Consider the following 17,981-nt stretch of genomic DNA (forward strand, 5'->3'; position numbering starts at 1 on the left):
TATGGAATTTGAATCCCATAGGCTCGTTTTTGTCTTCCTATTAAACTTCAATTGCGGTTCGCCCAATGGCGTCCAGTCTCATCTTCGCTTCCTCGTATACGTCGCTGGGAAGCGGGCCAAGCTCGGCGTAACGGAGATTTTCCGCCAAGTGGGCGGGATTTTTGGTGCCAACGATTGTTGTCGTCATGGAAGGGTGGGACAAGGTGAAGCGCAGCAGAAATCCGGTCCGCTGCTCGCCATGCGCAAGTAAATCGTCCAGCTTCGCTTGCTCCCATGCGCTCCAGCGATCCTCCGAGCCGCGCCCGATACCGGGCTCGCCTTGACCAACGCCGCCGCGTACGATGATGCCTGCTCCGGTAGCCGCGGCTTTCGTCACCCAATCCTCGTGCTCGCGTTCCAGAGCGGAGTAGGGCAGTTGGAACGTATCGAACGTCCCCCAGTCCACGAAGGGAGGAAGATTCGGAAGGTAAGAGGAGACGCCGATGTAACGGGCTTTGCCGCTTGCTTGAATTTCCTTCAGCACGTCGACCAGGGCGCCTTCCTCGGCTTGCTGCACGGTTGGTCCATGCAGCTGCAAGACGTCGACATAGTCGGTTTTCATGCGTGTCAAGCTCGTTTCGATATTATGAAGCAGATTATCGCGCGTCCAAATATGGGATGTCTCGTCATGATCGCCGCGGTCGGTGACGCAGCAGCCGCATTTCGTCGCCAGAATGAATTCGTCCCGGCGGTGGCTGATGAAGCGGCCGATTAATTCCTCGCTTCGGCCGTAATCGTAAGAGGTGTCAATCAGGTTGATGCCCGCGTCGAGCACGGTATTGAGGATAATGCCCGCATCGGCGTCCTCGACCGGTCTTCCGCTCCATACGCGCGGGCCGCGAATTTCCATGGCGCCGTAGCTTAGTTTCGTAACTTCCAATCCAGTGCGGCCTAGTTTCGCTTTGTCCATCGCTTTAGCTCCCTTTTTATTTCCTTTTTATAACTTCTATGTTTTTTATATCATTTGAATGATAGACTGGCAACCGCGGGCAGCCGTTCTCTCATAATCGAACATCGCTGGAAGGACCGCTGTTTTCGTTACGTCGCGCTTCTTCAAGCTCATGCTCCCATGTCAAATGCCGGTAAGCTGCGGCGGCTTTGTCGGTTTCGAACCATTGCATGAAGTCCTGCCACATGGCCGTCGTCCAGGCCGCATCGATTTGCGCCGTCGTATACGTTCTGCTGTTCAAGCGGGCAAAGCCAAACACGTCTCGGACCTGCGACTTCTCCGCATGGGTTGCCGTTAATTCCGCCAAGTGGGCCGGGATGAAGATGACGCCCGCCGGCGTTCCGAGCACGACGTCGCCCGGAAGGCAGACGGCCCGGCCGATGCGGGCGGGAACGTTCATGCCGACCATCGTGACGTCGGCGATTGCAGTCGGATCGCTGCCTCGATAGTAAACATTAATATTTTCGATTTGCGTAATTTGCTGATTATCCCGTATGCCGCCCCAAATAACGGCGCCTCCGGTCTTCGTGCGGGTAGATATAGCCGTGGACAGGTTGCCTCCAACATAGGTGCCTTGATAGATCTTATCGAACATATCGATAACGACGACGTCCTCTTCCTCCAGCGAATCAATAACCCATTGGTTGAAAAAGCCTCTGCGATCCTCTTGCTCATGACCGTAATTCAGCAGCGTGTCATGCAAGTCCGGGCGTTTAGGCACCATAACGGCCGTAACCGCGCGGCCCACCATGACTTTGTCCGGGTGAATAATCTTGAGATCGCCCTCGAACTGATAATGATACCCTCTCGACCATAGCGGTCCCCATGCTTCCTCCAGCGTGATCCTGCCTAATCGGCCTAGCACGCTGGACGGCACTTTGGGACGGCCGTCGGGGAAGCGCTCGCCTTGCCATAACGGCGATAGTTGGATTGTATCTTCGGCATTATTAAATTTCATATCGGACACCTCGCTATATTTTTTTGATCTTACTTGCTGCTCAGCTCCAAAGCCGGTCGTTGGACCAATAGCCGTTCCATTCGTCGGTAGGGAGCCACAGCCCGGGGATTTCCGGGTGCAGATGCTGTGCGATAACCTCGTCGTTAAGCTCTTCGATTCCAAGGCCCGGCGCATCAGGGACATGGATGAATCCATTCTGAACAAGCGGCTTTGGCAGCTTGCTGACGATCAGATCGTCCCACCATTCGACATCGACGGAATGGTATTCGAGCGCCAGGAAGTTTTCCGTGGCGGCTGCGGCATGCACGGCTGCCAGGCAGGCGATCGGGCTCTCCGCCATGTGGATAGCCATCGCGACGCCGTATTCCTGGGCCATATCGCCGATTTTTTTCGTTTCCAGAATGCCGCCGGTCGTCAATACGTCGGGATGGATCACCGATACGCCCCCGGATTCAAGCAGGGGCCTAAAGTTCTCCTTGAGATAAATGTCCTCACCGGTGCAGATCGGTGTGGTCACCATGCCCGCGAGCTGGGCATATTGATTCGTGTATTGCCACGGAATCATGTCTTCCATCCAGGCCAGATTATATTTTTCAACTCGATGGGCGAGCTTGATACAATCCTGCACGCCGATATGTCCGAAATGGTCAATCGCGAGAGGTACCTCGTAGCCGACGACCATGCGAACGTCGGCAACGTATTGCTCCAGCATGTCGAGACCCTTCTCGGTCACATGAATGCCCGTAAACGGATGAGCGATGTTATAAATATCGTAGTGGCGGCTGCGAATTTCCCGCAGCTCGTGCTCCGTGAGAGTCGAATGCTTGCGCGAATACCAGGCTTTGGACAACGCTTTCATTTCCTCCAAAAAGCCAAGCGGGGCGCTTAACGTTCCGGGCTCATTAATAATTTGATTGATGCCTAGGTCCATCTTCAGGAAGGTAAACCCTTGTTCCATCCTTTTTTGCAGCGCTAAGCCCATTGCCTTCCCCGTATCCTTACCGTTAACGTCGGTGTCGCAATACATGCGGATCCGGTCGCGGAATTTGCCGCCCAGCATTTGATAGATCGGCATGCCGTAAGCCTTGCCGGCAATATCCCATAAGGCGATTTCAATGCCGCTCACCCCGCCTCCTTGCCGGGAATGTCCGCCGAATTGTTTAATTCTGCGGAACAGCTTGTCGATATTGCACGGATTTTCGCCCAGAAGCCTGCTTTTGAGCTGAAGGGCAAATTGTCTGTCGGCGCCGTCGCGCACTTCGCCGAAACCGACGATACCTTGGTTCGTGAACACTTTGATCAAGCTGCAGTGCATGGGAGCGCCTGCAATATCGGCAAAACGAATATCGGTTATGCGAAGCTCCGAGGGCTTGGAGAAAGTATTGACGTAGGATAATGTGCTTTCATAGGTTTCCTTTTGAGTCACGGGCATTGCTCCTTTTAGAAATATAGGTTTTGACATAATCGCGCGGTTACATTAACATGCCCGCACCATCCACGCGGATGGTGGAGCCTGTCATAAACGAGGTTTCGTCCGAGGCCAGGTAGCAGGCCAGAGAGGCGACGTCCGCAGGCAGTCCAACACGTCCAAGCGGGAATTTTTTGAGGTTTGGCCTGCTATGCGAAGTCTTGAACTTACCGACGTCAATTGCGCCGGGCGCAATTGTATTGACCGTAATGCCGTAACGCGCGAGCTCGATAGCGCTTTCTCTGCCAAGCATTTTGATGCCGCCTTTCGACATGCAGTAGACCGCGTCGAAATCGGTCGGTCTTTTGCCGTGGACGGAAGAGATGTTAATCATGCGGCCGAAATTCCGTTTCTTCATATAAGGGATAACCGCCTGCATGCATTGCCAGTATCCTTTAAGATTGATATTCATGACGCGGTCGTACAGTTCTTCCGTATATTCGAACAACTGAAGGTTAAGCTGCAGGGCCGCATTGTTGACCAGAATGTCGATGCCGCCAAGCTTAGCCGCGGCCGTATCAACCATGCGGGCAATTTGCTCCCGGTCAGCGACGTCGGCTTGCACGGTCATGCACTGGCCGCCTAACTCCTCGATTCGATGCTGCGTGTCTTTGGCTCCTGCATCGCTGGAATTGTAGTGAATGGCAACCTTTGCGCCCCGCCTTGCAAGCTCTATGGCAATGCCTTTGCCGATCCCCGTTCCCGCGCCGGTGACGAGTGCCGATTTTCCTATCAAGCTTTGGCTCATTGCGATCGCGTCTCCCCCTCGGCGGGCTTGTTCATGCGATGATCCATATAATGCAGGAGGAAGCCGCCGTCCATTCGGATATCTGCTCCGTTCAAATAGCCGGCTTCCTCCCCGGCAAGGAAGAAGGCAAGCTCGGCCAAATCGCTGGCCGTTCCAAGCATCGCGCCGGGCACCTTATAACGGTAATCGTCGTAAAGGCCCGAAATATGACTTTGAAAAGTAACGTCCGAACCTTCGACAGGGCCCATCTCTATCACATTGACGCGGATGCCGAACCGGCCGAGAAACAACGCCGCTTCATGGGCCAGCATCTTGACCGCGCCTTGCGAAGCGCTGTAAGCAAAGGACGATCCGGTCGGCTTTTCGTTGTGAATGGAGCTGACGAAGATGATGCTGCCCCCGCTTCTATCTGCCATCCGTTTTCCGAACGTCTGGGTGCAGAAGAAGGCGGATTTGGCATTTGCCTGCATGATTTCGACAAACTCCGTTTCTTCGCAGCTTTCGACATGGGCTGGTCTTGTCACGCAACAATTGTGAATCATGACATCGACAGGGCCAAGCAGCTTCTCGGCCTGATCGAGCATAGTCGATAAGTCGCGGCTGCTGCTTAGATCGGCATGGGTCACAAGCACCTTTGACCCCGCTGCTATGCAGGAAACGAGCACGTCTTCCCATTCCTTCTCGTCAAGACGACTGTTCAGAATCAGATTCGTTCCGACCTGGCTGAACCGTGCGATGAGGCCCTTGCCAGACCAGCTGTCGGCATCCGCGATGAAGACTACGTTCCTGGGCAAACCGTTTACACCCCCTCATGAATCATGGATTCCCTTTGGTCTTCGTTTTTCGTTACATGACCATCTTACCGAGCGATTGAAGCGAAAAGCGATGCCGTATAATTATGATTTTGTTTGTTTTTTTACGGTCGACGACCTGAAATGAAAGCGGTTAATTTTCATCTTGACATTCCCGTTCGAAGCGACTAGCATCAAATTATCGATTATCGATAATCCACAAAAATTTCCAAATTACAAGGTGGTGATAACCCGTGTCCATCCAAACAGACAGTTCAGCGCAAAGTCCAATCTCTCTTAGCGAGCATGTCTATACCACCTTGAAGAGACAGATTATGAAGGGTGAACTGCTGCCCGGACACCGCATGATCGTTCTGGATATCGCCAAACAATTCAACGTCAGCCAAGCACCCGTCAGGGAAGCGCTCGAGAGGCTGAAGCAGGAAGGTTTCATTGTCGGCAAAATGAATAAAGGATCGGTTGTTTCCGAAATAACCGCCCAGGAAATACGCGATATATACGCACTGCGGCAAATGGTCGAGGGTCACGCACTTCGCAGAGCGATGAAGGTGCTGGAGGATAAGGATATTGATTATCTTGAAGGCGTCATTGCCGGCATGCGTGAAGCCATCGATCAAGGGGATTCGTACCGTCTGGTTGAGCTGGATATGCTCTTTCACGGTTACTTTTATTTGCGAAGCGGGAATGCGCTGCTTTATGACATTTGGAACAGCATCAAAACAAAGATTATGCGCTTTATTACCGTAACGAACCGGGATCACCCAGGCTACTCTCTCTCCGACTCTCATACCGAAATTTTGGACCTCATCAAATCGGGTGACGTCGATCTTTCGGAAACGAAGCTGATAAGGGGATTGGATTTCTATAAAAATTACACCGGAGAGTAACTCGGGAGCCGAAATGACTTATTCATCCTTTCTCAAGAGAGGAGTGTCGATGATGAAGCAAGGGGTAATGGTTCGTGCCAGAACGCTCAACGACCTGCTCCCCGGCATCGCGGGAGATATGAAGAGGAGCCTTGAAGAGAGCGGGCTTCACGCTAATTACGCTTACCCGGCACTGGCTCTGTTCAGCGTTAGTACCGCTGAGGTGGATTTATGGTCGCGAAGATACGCCGTCGATGAACTGTATGCCGTCATCAAGCGACATGGGCCCGGCAACACGGCTGTCCTTCCGGATGACAAAGGGCATGTCGGAGTCATTTTCTCGTGGGACGACCGCGAATCCATAACGGAGTTATACAGCAGCATTTGCAACCAAGAGCAAGGCCTCTACCCTCAAATCACACTTGGAATCAGCAATCCTTATCCGCAACTATCTGAGCTGCATCAAGGATACGAGCAAGCCCTCCTCGCCACGCAACACCGATTCTACCAAATTCATTCACAGCCCATTTACTTCAGCGGCATTAACGAGTATGCACAGGGTGCCGAATATCCCAAGGAAATGGAGGATGAGCTCCTGCATCTCCTGACTGGGCACTCGATCACCAAATCTGCAGCAACCCGGCAAGGGGTAGAAGGGTTCTACGAGATGCTAACTCGGAACGGTCCGCTGCCGGTCAAGAAAGTCGTCGACGCAACGCTTCAGCTGCTGGTCAGCCTGCAGCTCCGGGTCAAATCCGCACTTGGTCAGCCCCATCTATGCAGCACGCCCGATATTACGGCGCTTATGCAGCTGCAAACGCTGGAGGAAATGAAAGACAAGGTTTGCGAGGCGATTAAAGGAATGGGGGGGACGTCTTATGCCTCCGACAGCCTTAATCGCAATTTAATCAAGAAAGCGGTTACATTAATGGAAGAAGAGTACGATAGGGCATCGCTGCATTACGTCGCCGAAAAGGTATACATTACTCCCGCCTACTTAAGCTCCTTATTCAAATCGAAAATGGGCGTCACGTTTATCGAGCACCTGACCTGCATTCGAATCTCAAACGCCAAAAAACTTCTCAAGCAAACGCATCTGAAAAACTATGAGGTTGCTGAACGAGTCGGTTATCACGACTCCCGCTACTTTAGTCAAATTTTCAAAAAGAAGGTAGGTTTGTCGCCAAGCGAATTCCGGGACGCGAATTAAGGAATCCAACAATCGCGAGTGGAGGTTATTAACGAAAATGAAGGAGTGTGTTCCGTCATGAAGTTAGCCGAGTTTTTCACTTCTCAACCGAACCAGCTATGGCATTTGGCGAAGCAGATGGGCGTTGATTACGCCGTTGGTCCGCTGCCAAGGGAAGAGAACGGCATGAAGCCCTGGGATTATATGAATCTGCTTCACATGAAGCAGCGCTACGAGAATCATGGTATCCAGCTGCTTGTCATCGAATCGGCACCGCCGACGAATAAGATTAAGCTTGGCCTGCCGGGGCGCGATGAGGAAATTGAATGGATGGGGCAGCTCATCACGAATATGGGGGCTCTTGGCATTCCCGTTTTATGCTACAATTTCATGGCTCAATTTAATTGGTTCCGCACGTCGACGACAACGCGTACCCGCGGCGGAGCGCTCGTGTCCAGCTACGACCACTCCTTAATGCACAACGCGCCGCTTACGGAAGCGGGCATCGTGACGGAGGATCAATTGTGGGACAATCTGCGTTATTACTTGGAAAGAATTGTTCCGATTGCCGAGAAAGCGAAGGTCAGGCTGGCTTTGCATCCCGACGATCCGCCTATAAGCCCGATTCGAGGCGTATCGCGCATTCTCCGAAATGCGGAGGCACTGCAGCGCGCAATCGATCTTGTGCCGAGCGAATTCAGCGGAATTACACTATGCCAAGGCACGCTGGCGACCGCGGGAGAGCATATCCCGGATGTCATCCGCCATTTCGCGAGTCAGAACAAATTATTTTTCGTGCATTTCCGAGACGTTGTCGGAACGCCGGACAAATTCCAGGAGACTTTCCATGATGACGGCAAAACCGATATGTACGAGGCGATGAAGGTGTATTATGAAGTTGGATTCGACGGTCCGTCGAGACCCGACCATGTACCGACTATGGAAGGGGAAGACAATACGAATCCCGGGTACGAAACGCTTGGACGTCTGTATGGCGTAGGTTATATTAAAGGCTTAATGGAGGCTGCAGGGGCGGAATGGAAGTCGTCTGCCGGGAGCCTGGACGGATTAGCGGTTCAATAGAGACAGGAAGCTATGCATGCTGCGGCTGCATAGCTTTTTTTGTGAGCAGAGAGGCTTGCTAAAGCCGATCAAGAGCGTAAAAAAACAAACCAATTCATAATTCTATCGCATGTACACTTGTAAGCGATTTCAATAAAATGAGCCTATAGATGCTGTGAGGGGAGATGAACGCGAGATGAAGGCTGAAGCTGTGAATAAGCCGGCGGCTGTAAAGCTGCGCTTGACGAAGAAACTCAAAAGATCGAACAATAACAATCTGGCAGGCTATATATTCATTTCGCCCTGGCTGCTCGGCTTTTTGCTGCTTACGGTATGGCCGATCATCCAGTCGTTTTATTTGTCCTTTACGGAGTATTCGCTGCTTGAAGCTCCGACCTGGACCGGAACGCAAAACTACGTCAACATTTTCAAGAACGATACCGATTTCACGACATCGCTGAAGGTCACCTTTATTTTTGTATTGTTTTCTGTCCCGCTTAAGCTTTTCTTCTCATTAATGGTCGCGATGATGCTGAACAAAAATTTGAAGGGCATGAATCTTTATCGGACGGCGATCTATTTTCCTTCTCTCATTGGCGGGAGCGTAGCCGTAGCGGCGCTGTGGCGCAACATGTTTAGTTTGAACGGTTATTTCAATCAGGTTCTTGCCTGGTTCGGCATTGAAGGCGTCGGATGGATCACGAATCCGGATACCTCGCTTGGAACGCTGATTTTGCTTAATACGTGGCAATTCGGCTCTACAATGGTCATCTTCCTGGCCGGTCTGAAGCAGATTCCAAACGAGCTTTATGAATCGGCATCGGTCGATGGTGCTTCAAAGATTCGGAAGTTTTTCCACATTACGCTGCCGATGCTGTCGCCGGTTATGTTTTTCAACCTGGTGCTTGGTATTATCGGTTCGTTCCAAATGTTTACCGCCGCCTCCATCATTACGCAGGGTGGTCCGATCAATTCGACGTACATGTACGCACTGTTCCTCTACGATAAGGCGTTTAAGCATTATCAAATGGGATACGCTTCCGCGCTTGCCTGGATTCTGCTCGTTATTGTAGCACTAATTACCGCCATTAACTTTCTGGTATCGCGCTACTGGGTATTTTACGAGACGGATGGAGGGAAGCAAAAATGAACAATGCGCTTAGAAGTAATAAATTCACCAGCCATCTGCTGCTGATCGTGTTCTCTCTCCTGATGCTTTACCCGGTTATCTGGTGGGTTGGCGCTTCGCTCAAAACGACGGCCGAGATGAGCTCGCCTTCCATCTGGCCTTCAACACCGATTTGGGAAAATTACACGCAGGGCTGGCAGTTTTCTCCGGAATTTACGTTTGCACGTTTCTTCGGAAATACGCTCCTTATGGAGTTTTGGAACGTGCTGGGCGGCGTTGTCACAAGCGCGATTGTTGCATACGGCTTTGCACGGTTGAACTTCAAGTTCCGCGGCGTATTATTTTCGATTCTCTTGCTTACGATGATGCTTCCGGGGCAAGTGACGATCGTTCCGCAATATATTCTCTACAATAAGCTGCAGTTTATGGACAGTTATGTTCCTCTAATTCTCCCGCATTTCTTCGGCGGCGGCGCATTCTTTATCTTTTTGCTGGTGCAATTCATAAGGGGCATCCCGAGAGAGCTGGATGAGGCTGCCAAAATCGACGGTGCATCGGTTTACGGCATTTTCTATCGGATTGTATTGCCGCTTATAAAGCCTGCTTTGGTGACGGTGGCGATCTTTACGTTCATATGGAGCTGGGACGATTACTTCGCACAAGTGCTGTATCTGAATTCGGTTGGCAATTTTACGGTCAATCTGGCTCTGCGCATGTACGTGGATCAATTTGAAGTCCAATGGGGCAAGCTGCTCGCGATGTCACTTGTTTCGGTTATGCCGTCCGTCGTTTTGTTTTTTTTCGCGCAGAAGCATTTCGTCGAGGGAATCGCAACGACGGGCTTAAAGGGATAACAACATGGCAGGTACAGCTCAAATTATAAGGTAAAGGGGAAAAGAGAATGAAGCAAAGTATTCTCAAAGGATTAACGTTATTGACGCTTGCAGCTACATTAGCATTGACGGCTTGCGGGAATAGCGGCGGGAATAATGGAGAGTCGAATGCTGCAAACAGCGGCGGTAAAGCAGATCCCAATGCTCCGGTAAAGCTTAAGATCATGTGGCAGGGACCGGATACCAGGCATCAGGCGATGCTAAAAACGCAGGAGGTGTATACGAAATTAAATCCATCGGTCACCTTCTCGCCTGAATATATGGCATGGGACGATTACTGGAAGAAGCTGCCGACGCTTGCTGCTTCCCATTCGCTGCCGGATGTCCTTCACATGGACGGCGCATACATTCAGGAATTTGCGACGAGAGGCACACTGGAGGATTTATCAGATATCGATCTGACCGGCGTCATTGATGATAAAACGTTGGAAAACTTGAAAATAGACGGCAAGCTTTACGGCATCCCGATCAGCCGTAATGCGCAAGGCATTGCATTTAACAAGGAAGCGCTTGCGGCTGCCGGCATCGAGCTGCCGAAGAAAGACTGGACGTGGGATGAATATTTTGACTTTGCAAGAAACGCGCGCGCCAAGCTTCCGGAAGGCGTCTATCCGATCGGCGATTCGACTACGTGGGATCATTACCTATACTATCAAATGTCGTACGGCAAAGGCCCGATTATTCAAGAGGATGGCAAGAAATTCAATCTCGACAAAGAGCTGTTCATGAAGTTCTACGGCATATATGCGGAATTCCGCGAAAAGAAAATCGTTCCTCCTGCGGACATGGGCAGCGCCTTCAAGGATAATGATCCACAGGCCGATCCGATGGCAAGCGGCAAAGTAATGACACGAGGAGCCACGGTTGGTTCGGTAGGCGCGCTGACGCAGTTAATGCCGGGGAAAGTGGGCATCGTCAACATGCCGGTCGGGCCGGAGGGCGGCGGATGGGCGCAGCCGACTATCTTCCTGAGCGTAAGCACCGATGCGAAGCATAAGGATGCAGCTAAGGCTTTCATCAAATGGTTCGTTACGGAAAAGGAAGCCGGCCAAACGTATGGGATGAATTTCGGCATTCCGATCTACGACGATATTTACGCAGCTCTTGAGCCTAATTTGGAAGAGAAGGATAAGCTCGGCAAGGAATTGTACGACGTGGCGAAGGATAAAGCGATGCCATTCTCACCGGCTGCTGCAGGATGGACGGAGTGGATAGACAATTACAAGAAAACGATGGATGCCGTAATGTTCGGCCAGAAATCGCTCGAAGATGCTTATAATGAAATAACCAAATCAGGCAACGCGATCGCGGAAAAGCAAAGCTCAAAATAATCTTTTACGAATCATGAAAAGCGGCAAACTCATCCGGGTTTGCCGCTTTTTTAGAAATCCCAGGGGGATTTAAGGTTTTTCTATTCCAACGTTTGCTAAGGCAGTTTCTCTCGCGGCATTGTGAGCTAGTCTATGTAAGTGGTTGTTTTTCTTGTGTTTGCTCATATATTTGATCTGAATGCTAACATCGGGGTACAAAAGATTGAGGCTGGCTAGAGTTGCTGCTAGTTCTTCTCTTCCTCGCTCCTCTCGAACATGCGACTGTGCTAGCAGATGCGAAATGCGGATACAATCGGTAAATATGACCGCAATCTTCGGTTGATGCTCCATTAAGGCGCCTGCAAGTGTTTCCAGGCTGAATTTGATCGCCATCATTTCACCGTAATTTGAGCCGTAATCCTTTGTTAGGGGCAGTTTCTTGGCTGAGAGGCTTATGGTTCGATTAAACACCATGCAGCAAGCTGCGCCATAAACGTTGCGCGAGGCGAAGCCCGCGTAATCGCAATACAGGAACATGGTTCCTTTATTTACGATATGTTGTCTTAGCTTAGGGTTTGCAAAAGCTTTTCTGACCAGCAGGTTATTGAATAAATCCATGAGCAGCATATCTCCAAGTCATTCGTATTCGATCAGCATAAACCGACAGAGCATAATTTAAACCTGTGCAATCCGTATTAGTGGAAAAAGGATTAACAATAAGAGGCAGCCATCAAGGTCAATAATGACCTTGATGGCTGCCTCTGGTGTTTTACTTAATGCCTGAAATGGCATAGTTCTCAATAATATGTTTCTGGAACAAAATGAAGATGATGATGATCGGCACAACCATAAAGGTAGAGCCGGCCATTTGGAGCGCATAGTTGCCGCCATATTGCCCTTTGAGCAAGGATAGGCCGACGGATAGGGTGTAGAGCTTTTCATCATTAGCGATAATAAGCGGCCATAGGAAGCTGTTCCATCCGCCGATAAAGGCAAGAATCCCCTGTACGGCGAGAATAGGCTTGGAGATCGGAAGCACAATCTGAAGGAAAGTACGGAATTCGCCTGCACCGTCTAGACGAGTTGCCTCCAGAAGCTCATCCGGGATGGTGGACATGAACTGGCGGAACAAGAATATGCCGAAAGCTCCGACAAGGCCAGGCAATACGATACCAATCATCGTATTCGTCAGATGCATTTGATTCAGGATCAAGTAGACTGGAATCATCGTCACTTGACCAGGAATCATCATCGTTGCGAGCACGATATAAAACAGTTTATTGTCAGCTTTGAACTTATATTTCGCAAAACCAAAGCCGGCCATTGCATTCATGAATAAGCCGATAAACGAGAAGAAGACGATCATAAGCGTATTTTTCAAATAGACGCCAAAGTTCATATTCTGGAACAAATTTTTAAAGTTTTCTGTTGTGAATTTCTCAGGCAGCAGGGTAGGCGGGATGTTCTGAATCTCGCCCTCCGGCTTGAAGGCAGACAGGATCATCCATACGAAAGGAAGGATGACCAATATACCGCCAACGGTGAGGCAAATGCCCAGTATCCACTTGAGCAATTTGTCGCTGCTTGAGGCGTTTGATGCTTTTGCTTGCGAACTCATCCGTTACACCTCCGTGTGGACTATAGATCGGTTTCTTTATTTTGAAATTTGAATTGTACCATTGTAATAACAATGATGGCGATAAACAGGACAAACGAACCAGCTGCTGCATAACCGAAGTGGCTAAGCTGGAAGCCATTGCGGTAAATGAACAGGGCTACGGAAGTCGTGCTGTCGAGCGGTCCGCCATTTGTCATGATGAATGGTTCCTCGAAGAATTGCAGCCAGCCGATCATCGTTGTGATCGATACGAAGAAAATCGCGAAGCGAAGCATAGGAATAGTAATATGGATAAGCTGCTTCCATGTGCTGGCTCCGTCAAGCTGAGCTGCTTCATAGTAAGATTTCGGGATACCTTGCAGTGCGGCGATGAAGATGATCATATTTAGACCGACCCCTCTCCATACCGCCATGAGAATAAGTGAAATCTTGGCCATAATTGGATCTTGCAGCCAAGGGACGGCAGGCAGATGGACCGAATCGAGTACATAGTTGAGGAGACCAAATGCAGGGTTGTAGAGGAAGCCCCATACGACCGCAACGGCAACAACGTTCGTCACCGAAGGCATGTAATATACAATTCGGAAAGCTTTAAACACACGGTTCGCGCCGAAATTAATCATGATCGCAATCGCAAGCGAGCATAAGATGACAAGAGGTACCCCGACAATAACGTAAAACAAGGTATTCAATATGGCTTTCGTGAAAATGGGATCTGCGAGTACGTCAATATAGTTTTTGAGTCCGACGAATGAAATATTGGACCAATCAGCAAGTCCGGCCAAGTCCATATTCGTAAAGCTTATGATCAGAGCCACGAGGATCGGTAGTAATGAAAATAAGGTAAGTAAAATAAGCGTTGGAGCGATAAAGAAATATGGTGCCTTGCTCTGGGACATCCCTTTCATATACGACCCTTCCTTTGCTATGAGCGCCATTCCAAAATGGAACCGACAGCGACTCCGTTACAGGAGGCGCTGTCGATACTAGCGATCATTATTTATTCAAGATTTCCTCGGATTTAGCATTGAAGCTGTCCAGTTCTTTTTGTACGTCAGCATTTTTATTGCGATAAATTTTCTCGAACGTAGTCAGAACGTTTTGAGCAATTTCTTCCCAAGGCTTGATAAGCGGCATTGGCTCAGAAGCATTCATTTGCTCGCCGATTACTTTGAGGTTAGCGTCAGATGTCAGAACAGGATCTTCCCAAGCTTTCTTAGTGGAAGGAAGGGAGTTCGTCAGTTCCAGCCATTTCAATTGTGTCTCAGGCTTGCTCATGTAATCCAGGAATTTCATTGCTTCGTCTTTATGCTCTGTATATTGGAAGACGGACAAGTTGGAGCCGCCAAGAGCAGAGATATTGTTTTCTTTAGCAGGAAGAACAGCTGTAGCCCATTTGCCAGCAAGCTCAGGCGCTTGATCGTTGATCAGTTTGATCATCCAAGGTCCGCTGATGAACATTGGAAGAATGCCATCGCCTTTGAATGCAGGGATGATGTCCATGCCAAGATCAATTGGTGCTTCGCCATCTTTGAAGAAGCTGTTCAAGTAGTCGACTGCTTCTTTGAACTCAGGCTGATTGAACAGCGGCTTGTTGTTCTCGTCGATCAGCTTAGAGCCGTTTTGACGAGCAAACATGAACAGAAGAGACTGCTCATTCACATCAAGGCTGATGCCGTATTTGTTGCCGCCGCGAGCTTTCAGCTTCGTTGCAGCGTCTTTCAGCTCGTCCCAAGTTTTTGGAGCTTGATCGTAGCCAGCTTCCTTAAGAAGATCTGTACGGTAGTAAAGGACGCGAGTGTCGATATACCAAGGCACGCCAACCGTTTTGTCCTCGAATTTAGTCGTAGTAATGGAGCCTGGGAAGAAATTCGATTCAGCCAGCTCAGGATATTGTTCGATATAAGGAGTAAGATCCATAAGTGCACCAGCAGAGCTGAATTCAGGAATCCATGTTGTACCCATTTGAAGAACGTCAGGGCCTTTTTTAGAAGCAACAGCCGTGAGCAGCTTGTCATGTGCAGTATCCCAAGGAAGGGCTTGTACATTTACTTTAATGTCAGGGTTTTCTTTTTCAAACTCCTCAACAATCTTCGGCAGAGATTTAGCTTCCTCACCCATACCCCAAACGTTGATCGTTACCTTGCCGTTAGCGGCTTCATCGTTATTGCCTCCTCCACAAGCAGAGAGTGCTCCGATAAGCATCATGGAGCTGGCTAAGACAGTTACCGTTTTCTTAAACATAAATAATTCCTCCCAAGTTAATGATTATGTTTAGTACTATGCAGTGATTAAGTGCATGTTATGCACTCTAGCGGCTGATATTTAACATAGTAGCCGCATTTTTAAGCTATTTTGCTGAACCTTGCATTTCTGAAACAAGAACATTCGCCACATCTATATGACATGCTATTTCATGTGGTGAAACGTTTCTATGATACAGAAACAACCCCGCTTACAACTTTCAAACAGATAAGGATAATGCAATCGAAACGTTTCGAGGTTATTATAATTCAAAGTGAAATCGTATTCAAGCGTTTTTTTATAAGGCTTAAATAGGGATTATATAGCAATAGAAACGTTTCAATTTTTGTTGCAGCAGCAATTGACGTCTCTTTTTGAATTGTTTATAATCCAAAATAGAAAACAATCGAAACGTTTCGATATGTGTAAAGACAGGCGTTAGACACTTCTATAAGTAAAGAGATGCTGACCTGCAAACAATAAAGACAACTGGAGGAATACGGATATGATGAAGCAACCTGCCGAACTTTTGCAGCTTATGACACTTGAAGAGAAGATTGGCCAGCTGCTTCAGCTGGCGGCGCCATTCTTCCAAGGTGCGGATGGACAAATAACTGGGCCTATGGCTGAGATGGGCATAACGGAAGAGACGGTTCGCAATACCGGCTCGGTGCTTGGCTTGACTGGTGCTGAAGATGTTATTAACGTCCAGAAGCAGCATTTGGCGACTAATCGTCTAGGAATACCACTGCTCATTATGGCGGATATCGTTCATGGCTACAAAACAATCTTCCCGGTTCCACTGGCGATCGGCTGCTCGTGGGATTTGGAGCTGGCTGAGCAGAGTGCTGAGATTGCTGCTAAGGAAGCGGCTGCGGCTGGAGTACATGTCACGTTCGCTCCAATGGTTGACCTCGTACGCGACCCGAGATGGGGCAGAGTAATGGAATCGACTGGCGAGGATCCTTATCTGAACAGCGAGTTTGCAAGAGCATTCGTAAGAGGATTCCAAGGGAAAGATCTTGTGAATGATGTCAGCCGTGTCGCTGCCTGCGTGAAGCATTTTGCAGCATATGGGGCAGCAGAAGGTGGACGCGACTACAATACGGTCGATCTATCTGAGCGTCAGCTTCGCGAATTTTATTTGCCTTCCTATAAAGCAGCTCTAGATGAAGGCTGCGAGATGGTGATGACGGCATTCAATACGGTGGATGGCATTCCGGCAACAGGCAACAAGTGGCTTATGCGTGATCTGCTTCGCGGAGAGTGGTCGTTTGACGGCGTCATGATTTCTGATTGGGGCGCGGTAAAAGAATTGATCCCACACGGTGTTGCGGCGAATGAGGCGGAAGCGGCGATAAAAGCGATCAGAGCTGGTGTGGATATCGAGATGATGACGACTTGTTATTCCGATCATCTGCAAAAGCTTGTTGAATCGAAGGAGATTGACGAAGCGCTGATCGATGAGGCTGTGCTTCGTATTTTGGAGCTTAAACAAAAGCTTGGGCTGTTCGAACAGCCATACCGCGGCGCAAATGCGCAGCTTGAGCAGGAACTTGTAAGCTCGGAAGCACACCGGAACGCTTCTCGGGAGCTGGCGCTTAAATCATGTGTTCTCTTGAAAAATGATTCCGTTCTCCCGCTTAATCGCGAACAGAAAATCGCATTAATCGGCCCGTTTGCGGCGAATGGCGATATTCTTGGCCCTTGGTCTTGGCTTGGATCCAAGGATGAGGCTGTCCAGCTGGCAGCAGGCATAGGAAGCAAGATTGATGCATCGCTCTTGTCTGTAACAGAGGGCTGCGGCATTGAAACCGCAACAGAGGAACAATTAAAAGCGGCGATTGCAGCGGCAAGTGAGGCAGATGTTCTTGTTCTCGCACTAGGTGAGCATTCGGATATGAGCGGAGAAGCGGGAAGCAGATCCAATATCCAGCTGCCACAAGTTCAACTGGAACTGATTTCTAAGCTGAAGCAGCTCGGTAAGCCAATGGTTGCTGTCTTATTTAACGGACGCCCACTTGATTTGCATGGCGTTATTGATCAAGCGGATGCAGTACTGGAAGCCTGGTTCCCTGGAACAGAGGGTGGAGCCGCTATTGCGGAGCTGCTGTTTGGTGAATCAGAACCAACGGGAAGGCTGACAATGTCATTCCCTTATTCCGTAGGACAAATTCCAGTCTATTATAATCGGTTTAATACCGGCCGACCGCAAGGCGCACCGGATGCTCAGGTGAGGTATGTTTCCCAATATCTAGACATTCCGAATGAACCACTCTTGCCATTTGGCTACGGGCTAGGCTATACGACCTTTAAATACAGCGAAGCGGTGATGGCTGCGGATACGATGAGCGCATCGGAACCATTGCAGGTCAACTTAACGGTAACAAACACGGGAACTCGCGCCGGTGAGGATATCGTGCAGTTATATGTAAGGGATATGGCGGGCGATGTTGTTCGTCCATTGCAGGAGCTGAAAGCATTCAAGAAGGTTATGCTGCAGCCGGGCGAGAGTAAAGAAATCTCCTTCACGCTTGAGGAGCAGCAGCTGCGTTATTATCATGCTGATCTTACCTTTGCCAGCGACCCTGGTGAATTTGAACTTTATATCGGTCCTAATAGCCGGGATGTATCGGCGCTAAAATTCAAACTAAGCAAGTAGATAGAAAGGCAGTGAGTGGAGTGGAAGTCAATAC

The 17,981-nt window shown here is 49.5% G+C and carries 16 protein-coding genes; 7 read left to right on the forward strand and 9 right to left on the reverse strand.

The features are described 5' to 3' along the window. Positions 1 to 40 precede the first annotated feature (40 nt). From BM200_RS00570 to BM200_RS00590, 5 genes are all read right to left on the reverse strand, one after another. The gene (locus BM200_RS00570; RefSeq protein WP_091180121.1) at positions 41 to 949 is read right to left on the reverse strand and encodes an aldo/keto reductase; all 909 of its coding nucleotides are present in this window, start codon (positions 947 to 949) and stop codon (positions 41 to 43) included. Positions 950 to 1,040: 91 nt separating this feature from the next. Continuing rightward, a complete protein-coding gene (locus tag BM200_RS00575) occupies positions 1,041 to 1,946 on the reverse strand; it encodes an RraA family protein (protein WP_091180122.1) in 906 nt (301 codons plus the stop codon). Between the two features lie 40 nt (positions 1,947 to 1,986). Then, a complete protein-coding gene (locus tag BM200_RS00580; RefSeq protein WP_217649549.1) occupies positions 1,987 to 3,372 on the reverse strand; it encodes a mandelate racemase/muconate lactonizing enzyme family protein in 1,386 nt (461 codons plus the stop codon). Positions 3,373 to 3,418: 46 nt separating this feature from the next. Further along, positions 3,419 to 4,162 carry an SDR family NAD(P)-dependent oxidoreductase gene (locus BM200_RS00585; RefSeq protein ID WP_091180124.1) on the reverse strand — a complete coding sequence of 248 codons (744 nt, stop codon included), beginning with the start codon at positions 4,160 to 4,162 and terminating at the stop codon, positions 3,419 to 3,421. Further along, complete coding sequence (locus BM200_RS00590; protein WP_091180125.1) at positions 4,159 to 4,956, reverse strand: SDR family NAD(P)-dependent oxidoreductase; 798 nt, start codon at positions 4,954 to 4,956, stop codon at positions 4,159 to 4,161. Before BM200_RS00590 ends, BM200_RS00585 begins: the two co-directional genes overlap by 4 nt. Positions 4,957 to 5,207: 251 nt before the next feature. Here BM200_RS00590 and BM200_RS00595 point away from each other — a divergent pair, with 251 nt between their 5' ends. The 6 genes from BM200_RS00595 (at position 5,208) to BM200_RS00620 (ending at position 11,444) form a co-directional block, all read left to right on the forward strand. After that, complete coding sequence (locus tag BM200_RS00595; protein WP_091180126.1) at positions 5,208 to 5,861, forward strand: GntR family transcriptional regulator; 654 nt, start codon at positions 5,208 to 5,210, stop codon at positions 5,859 to 5,861. Positions 5,862 to 5,910: 49 nt separating this feature from the next. Continuing rightward, positions 5,911 to 7,050: a helix-turn-helix domain-containing protein gene (locus BM200_RS00600; protein WP_175532691.1), complete on the forward strand. Its 1,140-nt coding sequence runs from the start codon at positions 5,911 to 5,913 to the stop codon at positions 7,048 to 7,050. Between the two features lie 57 nt (positions 7,051 to 7,107). Next, positions 7,108 to 8,112, forward strand: coding sequence for a mannonate dehydratase (locus BM200_RS00605; RefSeq protein ID WP_091180131.1), 1,005 nt, complete (start codon positions 7,108 to 7,110; stop codon positions 8,110 to 8,112). Between the two features lie 175 nt (positions 8,113 to 8,287). Next, positions 8,288 to 9,241, forward strand: coding sequence for a carbohydrate ABC transporter permease (locus tag BM200_RS00610; protein ID WP_091180134.1), 954 nt, complete (start codon positions 8,288 to 8,290; stop codon positions 9,239 to 9,241). Further along, complete coding sequence (locus BM200_RS00615; RefSeq protein ID WP_091180137.1) at positions 9,238 to 10,074, forward strand: carbohydrate ABC transporter permease; 837 nt, start codon at positions 9,238 to 9,240, stop codon at positions 10,072 to 10,074. Before BM200_RS00610 ends, BM200_RS00615 begins: the two co-directional genes overlap by 4 nt. Positions 10,075 to 10,121: 47 nt before the next feature. Further along, positions 10,122 to 11,444, forward strand: a complete 1,323-nt coding sequence (locus tag BM200_RS00620) for an ABC transporter substrate-binding protein (protein ID WP_091180139.1) — start codon at positions 10,122 to 10,124, stop codon at positions 11,442 to 11,444. Positions 11,445 to 11,513: 69 nt separating this feature from the next. Here BM200_RS00620 and BM200_RS00625 read toward each other — a convergent pair whose 3' ends face one another. The 4 genes from BM200_RS00625 to BM200_RS00640 all read right to left on the reverse strand — a co-directional run bounded on the left by BM200_RS00625 (position 11,514) and on the right by BM200_RS00640 (position 15,285). Then, positions 11,514 to 12,041, reverse strand: a complete 528-nt coding sequence (locus BM200_RS00625; protein ID WP_091180141.1) for a hypothetical protein — start codon at positions 12,039 to 12,041, stop codon at positions 11,514 to 11,516. A 151-nt stretch (positions 12,042 to 12,192) separates the two neighbouring features. Beyond that, positions 12,193 to 13,041 (reverse strand): carbohydrate ABC transporter permease, encoded by an 849-nt coding sequence (locus BM200_RS00630; protein WP_091180143.1) that lies wholly within the window; start codon positions 13,039 to 13,041, stop codon positions 12,193 to 12,195. A 20-nt stretch (positions 13,042 to 13,061) separates the two neighbouring features. Continuing rightward, on the reverse strand, positions 13,062 to 13,949 hold the full coding sequence (locus BM200_RS00635; RefSeq protein WP_091180146.1) for a carbohydrate ABC transporter permease: 888 nt from the start codon (positions 13,947 to 13,949) through the stop codon (positions 13,062 to 13,064). Positions 13,950 to 14,037: 88 nt separating this feature from the next. Continuing rightward, entirely contained in the window at positions 14,038 to 15,285 is a 1,248-nt protein-coding gene (locus BM200_RS00640) for a sugar ABC transporter substrate-binding protein (protein ID WP_091180149.1), read from the reverse strand. 505 nt (positions 15,286 to 15,790) lie between these two features. Between BM200_RS00640 and bglX the strand changes: the two genes are divergently transcribed. Continuing rightward, positions 15,791 to 17,947, forward strand: coding sequence for a beta-glucosidase BglX (bglX, locus tag BM200_RS00645; RefSeq protein ID WP_091180152.1), 2,157 nt, complete (start codon positions 15,791 to 15,793; stop codon positions 17,945 to 17,947). The last annotated feature ends 34 nt before the right edge of the window (positions 17,948 to 17,981 follow it).

Origin of the sequence: Paenibacillus catalpae, from assembly GCF_900112695.1 — a bacterium.
Classification (GTDB): domain Bacteria; phylum Bacillota; class Bacilli; order Paenibacillales; family Paenibacillaceae; genus Pristimantibacillus; species Pristimantibacillus catalpae.